Consider the following 6,987-nt stretch of genomic DNA (forward strand, 5'->3'; position numbering starts at 1 on the left):
TTTCCTCGCACGCCTCTGGTCGACCATGAACCGCTATCCCCTCTGGAAATACCTCATCGTCTTGGCTGCCGTGGTGATTGGCGCGCTGTACGCGCTACCCAATCTCTACGGTGAATCTCCCGCCGTTCAGATCGCGGGTGCCAAGGCCTCTGTCAAGGTCGACCAAGAAACGCTCGTGCGTGCCGAGCAAATCCTCAAACAAGACGATGTCTCTTCCACGGCCAGCTCGCTCGAAATCAACGGCGCCGTGGGCACGCTGCGGTTTCGTTTCGGTTCGACCGATACGCAGCTCAAGGCCAAAGACGCGCTCGAAAAAGCCCTGAATTCCGATCCCAAGAACCCCGACTACACGGTGGCGCTGAACCTCATGTCCTCGTCGCCCAACTGGCTGACGGCACTGGGCGCAAACCCCATGTACCTGGGTCTGGACCTGCGAGGCGGCGTGCACTTCCTGCTGCAAGTCGACATGAAAGGTGCGTTGAGCGGCCGCTACGACTCCATGGCCGGTGAGGCACGCAGTGCGCTGCGCGACGCCCGCATCAAATTCCAGGACGTAGAACGCAATCAGTTGTCGATTCGTGCCACGTTCGCCACCGAAGACGAACGCAACGCCGCTGTCGACGCGCTGCGTCGCGCCATCCCGGATCTGGTCTTCACCACCAACCAGGTGGGCGATCAGTGGTTGCTGGACGGCAAGCTCAGCCCCTCCTCCATCACCCAGGTGCAGAACAACGCCCTGAAACAGAACCTCCAGACGCTGCACAACCGGATCAACGAGCTGGGCGTGGCTGAACCCGTGATCCAGCAACAGGGGGGTGACCGCATCGTGGTCGAACTCCCGGGGGTGCAGGACATCGCCAAGGCAAAAGAAATTCTGGGCCGCACCGCCACGCTGGAAATCCACATGGTGGACGACTCGCCAGCCGCCATGGCAGCCTTGGCCCAAAACAAGGTGCCTTTTGGACTGGAGCTGTACAAAGACACCAACGGGCAACCCATACTGCTGCGCCGTCAGGTCATCCTGACGGGCGAAAACTTGCAGGACGCCCAACCTGGCCGCGACCAACAAACGCAAGAACCCACAGTCAATCTGACACTGGATTCAAAGGGCGCGCGCATTTTCCGCGACGTCACGCGCGACAACATCGGCAAGCGCATGGCCATCGTGCTGATCGAAAACGGCAAGGGTCAAGTCGTGACGGCACCGGTGATCCGCTCAGAAATCCCGGGCGGACACGTGCAGATCTCGGGCAGCATGACGGCCCAAGAGGCTGCTGACGTTTCATTGCTGCTGCGAGCAGGCGCCCTGGCCGCGCCCATGCACGTCATCGAAGAACGCACCATAGGCCCGAGCCTGGGCGCGGCGAACATCACGCAAGGCTTCGACTCCACGCTGTACGGTTTCACCGCCATCGCGATCTTCATCATTCTCTACTACCACCTGTTCGGCGTATTTTCCACGCTGGGCCTGTCCTTCAACGTGCTGCTGGTGGTGGCCATTCTGTCCATGCTGCAGGCCACGTTGACACTGCCTGGGATCGCTGCCATGGCACTTACGCTGGGCATGGCAATTGACGCCAACGTGCTCATCAACGAGCGTATCCGAGAGGAGCTCAGAGAAGGCTATTCGCCTCAACAGGCGATTCACCTGGGGTTCGAGCGCGCGTGGACGACGATTTTTGACTCGAACCTCACCAGCCTGATCGTCGGCGTCGCATTGCTCGCGTTCGGCACGGGCCCGGTCCGAGGCTTTGCCGTCGTGCACGTGATTGGCTTGCTGACCTCGATGTTCACCTCGGTCGTGGGTGTGCGAGCCCTGGCGAACCTGTATTACGGGCGCCGCCGCAAGCTCAAGGCGATCTCGATCGGCACGGTCTGGACTCCTCCCAAAAAGCAGCACTGATCAGGACGCATCATGGAATTTTTCCGTATTCATCGCACCATTCCGTTCATGCGCCCGGCGCTGGTGCTGAACATCATCAGCCTGATCACATTCCTGCTGGCGATATTCTTCATCACCACGCGTGGCTTCCATCTGTCGATCGAATTCACCGGCGGCACGGTGATGGAGATGCACTACGAGCAGACAGCCCCGGTAGACGACATCCGTAAGGCGGTCGACGCCCTGGGCTATAAAGATTTTCAGGTACAGAACTTCGGTACTTCGAAGGACGTGATGATCCGCCTGCCGGTGCGGGCAGGTGAAGATACCGCCGCGCAAAGCCAGACGGTTCTCAAGGAGTTGCAGAAGGCACACCCGCAAGTGCAGTTGCGCCGGGTAGAGTTCGTGGGCCCGCAAGTGGGACAGGAGCTGCTGCACAACGCACTGAAGGCTCTCGCGTTCTGCGTGATCGGAATCTTGCTGTATCTGGCGGTCCGGTTCGAATGGAAGCTCGCGGCGTCGTGCGCCATTGCAAACTTGCACGACGTGGTGATCATCCTGGGGTTCTTCGCGTTCTTCCAGTGGGAATTCTCGCTATCGGTGCTGGCCGGGGTGCTGGCGGTGCTGGGATACTCAGTCAATGAGTCCGTGGTGGTAATGGACCGGATTCGTGAAAACTTCCGCAAGCAGCGCAAGGCACCGGTACGCGACATCATCGATGCCGCCATCACGCAAAACATTTCGCGGACGGTGATCACGCACGGTTCGACGCAGATGATGGTGATGTCGATGTTCTTCTTCGGCGGCCCGACCCTGCACAACTTCTCGCTCGCGCTCACGATCGGGATCTGGTTCGGGATTTACTCTTCGGTGTTCGTGGCGGCTGCGTTGTCGATGTGGATGGGGATCAAGCGGGAAGACCTGGTCAAGCACATCAAAAAGGACGGGCCGGAAGTGGAGCTGGGGTGAACCCGCGCATACAGGAGCCCCTGCGGGCTCTTGCATGGCTGGCGAACCGGAGCCGCTTGCAAGCGGCTCAGTGGGTGCATTTCGCCTGAGACAGTGGGGGAGGGGGATAAAACAAGCTGTACAATCAACACCTTTCACGCACCCACAGCCCCCGGGATATAAACCCGCTCTGGCGACTTCTCATGCAAGAAACCTCCGTGCGCCGCCCCGGCGTCATCCATCACGCCCCTGTGGCCGCCCCCGTCACCCCCGAATCCGAGATCGCTGCCATTGCCAAAGCCTTGCAGCCCTCAGAACCCGGCGAGCACAAAAAACTCTTCATCCGCACCTTCGGCTGTCAGATGAACGAGTACGACTCCGAAAAAATGGCGGACATCCTGCGTTCTACCAAGGGGGTGGAACTCACCCAAACGCCCGAGGACGCCGACATCATCCTGTTCAACACCTGCTCGGTGCGTGAAAAAGCCCAGGAAAAAGTCTTCTCCGACCTCGGACGAGTGCACCACCTGAAAGACCAGAACCCAGACCTCATCATCGGCGTAGGCGGCTGCGTCGCCAGCCAGGAAGGCGAGGCCATCGTCAGCCGGGCACCGTATGTGGACGTCGTATTCGGGCCTCAAACCCTGCATCGCCTCCCGGAACTCATCGACCGGCGCCGTCAGACGGGCCAGTCGCAGGTGGACGTCTCGTTTCCTGCCATCGAAAAATTCGATGCACTGCCCCCCGCGCACATCAATGGGCCTACGGCGTTCGTCTCCATCATGGAAGGCTGCAGCAAATATTGCAGCTTCTGTGTCGTGCCCTACACGCGGGGACCGGAAGTCTCACGCCCCTTCGACGACGTGCTGACTGAAGTCGCCGACCTGGCCGACCAAGGTGTGCGCGAAGTCACGCTGCTGGGGCAGAACGTGAACGCCTATCGCGGCCCTACAGGGGATTCGGGTGAAATCGCCGACTTTGCCATGTTGCTGGAATACGTACACGAAATTCCAGGGATCGAGCGCATCCGCTACACCACGTCCCACCCCAAAGAAATGACCACTCGCCTCATCGAGGCGCATGGCAATCTTCCCAAGCTGGTGCCCTTCCTGCACCTGCCCGTGCAGGCAGGTAGCGATCGTGTGCTGGGTGCCATGAAGCGCGGCTATACCGTGCTGGAGTACAAGGCCATCATCCGCAGGCTGCGCGCCGTGCGTCCGGACATGACCTTCTCGTCAGACTTCATCGTCGGATTTCCGGTCGAAACCGAAGTCGATTTCCAGAAAACGATGGACCTGGTCCGCGAGGTAGGATTCGACCAATCGTTCTCCTTCGTCTATTCACCGCGCCCGGGCACCCCGGCCGCGCTACTGGTCGACTACACGCCACAAGAGGTCAAACTCGACCGCCTGCACCGCCTGCAAGCGCTCATCAACGAGCAGGCCAGTGCCATCAGCCATTCCATGGTGGGCAGCGTGCAGCATCTGCTGGTCGAGGGCCCCTCCAAGAAAGATCCACACGATATGAAAGGTCGGACCGAAAACAATCGCATCGTGAACTTTGCCGGCGACCCTCGCCTCATCGGCCAGATGGTGGACGTGCGCATCACGGCGGCGCTCACGAACACCTTGCGCGGCGACGTCCTGACGCGCGCCTCTGTTCAGGCGACAGCATGAGCAGCACGCCTGCCAAGAAGCCACGCGCGGCGTCAGCACGCCCCCTGACCATTCAATTGGCAGGTACCAACACCCAACTCTCCAACCTGTGTGGTCCTCTGGACGAAAACCTGCGACAGATCGCACAGGCACACGGCACCACCCTCAGCCGCAGAGGTGCCCGCATTACGATCCGAGGCGCTCAGGCACATAAAACGGCCGAAGCACTGCGCTGGTTTCACGAACGCACCGCTAAAACGCCGCTTTCCTTGGAAGCACTGCAGTTGGGCCTGGTCGAACTGGGCATTCACAATCGTCACCTTGAGCCCCTCAAAACTCCTGTGACGTTGCCGGAGCTCCCGCCGGTAGACGATGCCAGCCTGAACCTGCACACGAACAAGTCGGACCTGCGTCCGCGGACGCCCCGCCAACGGGACTATCTCAATGCGATCCTCAAGCATGACGTCACCTTTGGCGTAGGGCCTGCCGGCACGGGCAAGACCTGGCTCGCGGTCGCGTGTGCCATCGACGCGCTGGAGCGCGAAACCGTCTCCCGCCTGGTGCTCACGCGCCCGGCCGTCGAGGCGGGTGAACGCCTGGGCTTTTTGCCGGGTGATCTCGTCCAAAAGGTGGATCCTTACCTACGCCCGCTCTATGATGCGCTCTACGACCTGTTCGGCTTCGAGCGCACGCAGCGTCTGTTCGAAAAACAGACAATCGAAATCGCACCGCTGGCCTACATGCGCGGCCGTACACTCAACCACGCCTTCATCATCCTGGACGAGGCGCAGAATACGACGCCCGAACAGATGAAGATGTTCCTGACCAGAATCGGCTTCGGCAGCAAGGCCGTCATCAATGGCGACCCCTCACAGGTCGATCTGCCCAAGGGTCATCAGAGCGGTCTGCTGCACGCACTGGACGTACTCGACGGCGTACCGGGCATTGCTCACACGCGCTTCACCAGCCGAGACGTCGTGCGTCACCCGCTGGTAGCGCGCATCGTGGACGCTTATGAGCAGGCCGGGGACCATGTATCCTGATTTTTCCTTATCCATCCAATATGCGGTCGCAGCACCCTCGCTGCCGCGCTGGCGCTTGCGCCGCTGGGTGGGCCGGGCACTCGAATTCGCGCTGGCGGCACCTGAGCCACGCGCCGGCCACCCCGTGGCACTTGGCCTGCGCATCGTCGACACCAAAGAAGGGCGTACGCTGAACGCCACCTACCGACAGCGCGACTATGCCACCAACGTGCTCACCTTCGAATACGGTGAAAACCCGGACGGCCTGATCACTGGCGATATCGTGCTGTGCCTTGCTGTTCTCGAACGCGAGGCGGCCGAGCAGCACAAGCCTCTGCTCCACCACGCAGCCCACCTCGTCACCCACGGCGTACTCCATGCGCTGGGGTGGGACCATATCGATCCCGCCGAAGCGGAGCGCATGGAAGCGCTGGAAACCAAGATCCTGGCCGCGCAACACATCCCTGACCCCTACCGAGCCGGCGCAGCACCCTGAACGCCACAGGTTTTCGGTTATGCTAAAGAAACCAGACACTCGTCCCTCGGACAATGCCAGACCCACACGCCAACGATCCTGAGCCCCGACCTACACCGGTCGCGACCCGATCCTTTCTTTCCCGCCTGAAATCCCTCCTGCGTCCCAACGCACCCACCGATCGCGCAGAAATCCGCGCCGTCCTCGAGGCCGCCCACGACCACTCGGTGCTGGATGGCGAATCCTACGCCATGATTTCCGGCGCACTGACCGTCGCCGACAAAACCGTGGCCGACATCATGGTGTCCCGCTCGCAGATGGACATGCTCGACATCTCGCGCCCGCTCACCGAGCTGATGCCCGAGATCACCGAGACCGGGCACTCGCGTTTCCCCGTCTACGAAGGCGACCGCGACAACATCGTGGGGATGCTGCTGGCCAAGGATCTGCTGCTGGCGCTCTCGGATCATGCGCTGAACATCCGTGCACTGATCCGGCCTCCTGTTTTCATTCCCGAATCCAAGCGCCTGAACGAGCTGCTGCACGAATTTCGCATGAACCGCAACCATTTGGCCATCGTGATCGATGAGCACGGCGGCATCAGCGGCCTGGTCACCATGGAAGACGTGCTCGAACAAATCGTGGGCGACATCGAGGACGAATACGACGCCGCCGACGAGAAAACCATCTTCCGCACCGGAGAAAACAGCTGGCGGGCCATGGGGACTACCGAAATCGACGACTTCAACGAGAACTTCGGCGTGCACCTGCCGGATCAAGACTGCGACACCCTCAATGGGTGGCTGGCGGCCGAAATCGGTCACATTCCCCGACGTGGCGAGCGTTTCGAAAGCCAGGGACTGGCATTCACGGTCGTGGGCGCCGACGGCAAGCGCGCCCGCTGGCTGCACGTCCAGCGCCTGGAGCCTTTGACTGCGCCTGACGCGACTCACGGCGATGCAGCCTGAATCGCGCGCCCTGTGGCGGCGCCGCATTCTGATTCTG

The 6,987-nt window shown here is 61.1% G+C and carries 6 protein-coding genes; all 6 read left to right on the forward strand.

All coding sequences use genetic code 11. The features are described from left to right. Positions 1-25 precede the first annotated feature (25 nt). On the forward strand, positions 26-1,903 hold the full coding sequence (secD, locus tag VF285_RS06440) for a protein translocase subunit SecD (RefSeq protein WP_346951800.1): 1,878 nt from the start codon (positions 26-28) through the stop codon (positions 1,901-1,903). Positions 1,904-1,915: 12 nt separating this feature from the next. Beyond that, positions 1,916-2,851, forward strand: a complete 936-nt coding sequence (gene secF, locus VF285_RS06445) for a protein translocase subunit SecF (RefSeq protein ID WP_346951801.1) — start codon at positions 1,916-1,918, stop codon at positions 2,849-2,851. 182 nt (positions 2,852-3,033) lie between these two features. Further along, a complete protein-coding gene (gene miaB, locus VF285_RS06450; RefSeq protein ID WP_346951802.1) occupies positions 3,034-4,506 on the forward strand; it encodes a tRNA (N6-isopentenyl adenosine(37)-C2)-methylthiotransferase MiaB in 1,473 nt (490 codons plus the stop codon). Continuing rightward, positions 4,503-5,528 (forward strand): PhoH family protein, encoded by a 1,026-nt coding sequence (locus VF285_RS06455; protein WP_346951803.1) that lies wholly within the window; start codon positions 4,503-4,505, stop codon positions 5,526-5,528. Before miaB ends, VF285_RS06455 begins: the two co-directional genes overlap by 4 nt. Further along, positions 5,518-6,003, forward strand: a complete 486-nt coding sequence (gene ybeY, locus VF285_RS06460) for an rRNA maturation RNase YbeY (protein WP_346951804.1) — start codon at positions 5,518-5,520, stop codon at positions 6,001-6,003. Before VF285_RS06455 ends, ybeY begins: the two co-directional genes overlap by 11 nt. Positions 6,004-6,056: 53 nt before the next feature. Then, the gene (locus VF285_RS06465) at positions 6,057-6,950 is read left to right on the forward strand and encodes an HlyC/CorC family transporter (protein ID WP_346951805.1); all 894 of its coding nucleotides are present in this window, start codon (positions 6,057-6,059) and stop codon (positions 6,948-6,950) included. The last annotated feature ends 37 nt before the right edge of the window (positions 6,951-6,987 follow it).

This window comes from Castellaniella sp. (genome assembly GCF_036379515.1).
In the GTDB taxonomy this organism is placed as follows: domain Bacteria; phylum Pseudomonadota; class Gammaproteobacteria; order Burkholderiales; family Burkholderiaceae_B; genus Castellaniella.

Coding starts and splice junctions, on each gene's coding strand:
- VF285_RS06455 (WP_346951803.1), top strand. CDS start 4,503: ATGAGCAGCACGCCTGCCAAGAAGCCACGCGCGGCGTCAGCACGCCCC.
- miaB (WP_346951802.1), top strand. CDS start 3,034: ATGCAAGAAACCTCCGTGCGCCGCCCCGGCGTCATCCATCACGCCCCT.
- VF285_RS06465 (WP_346951805.1), top strand. CDS start 6,057: ATGCCAGACCCACACGCCAACGATCCTGAGCCCCGACCTACACCGGTC.
- ybeY (WP_346951804.1), top strand. CDS start 5,518: ATGTATCCTGATTTTTCCTTATCCATCCAATATGCGGTCGCAGCACCC.
- secD (WP_346951800.1), top strand. CDS start 26: ATGAACCGCTATCCCCTCTGGAAATACCTCATCGTCTTGGCTGCCGTG.
- secF (WP_346951801.1), top strand. CDS start 1,916: ATGGAATTTTTCCGTATTCATCGCACCATTCCGTTCATGCGCCCGGCG.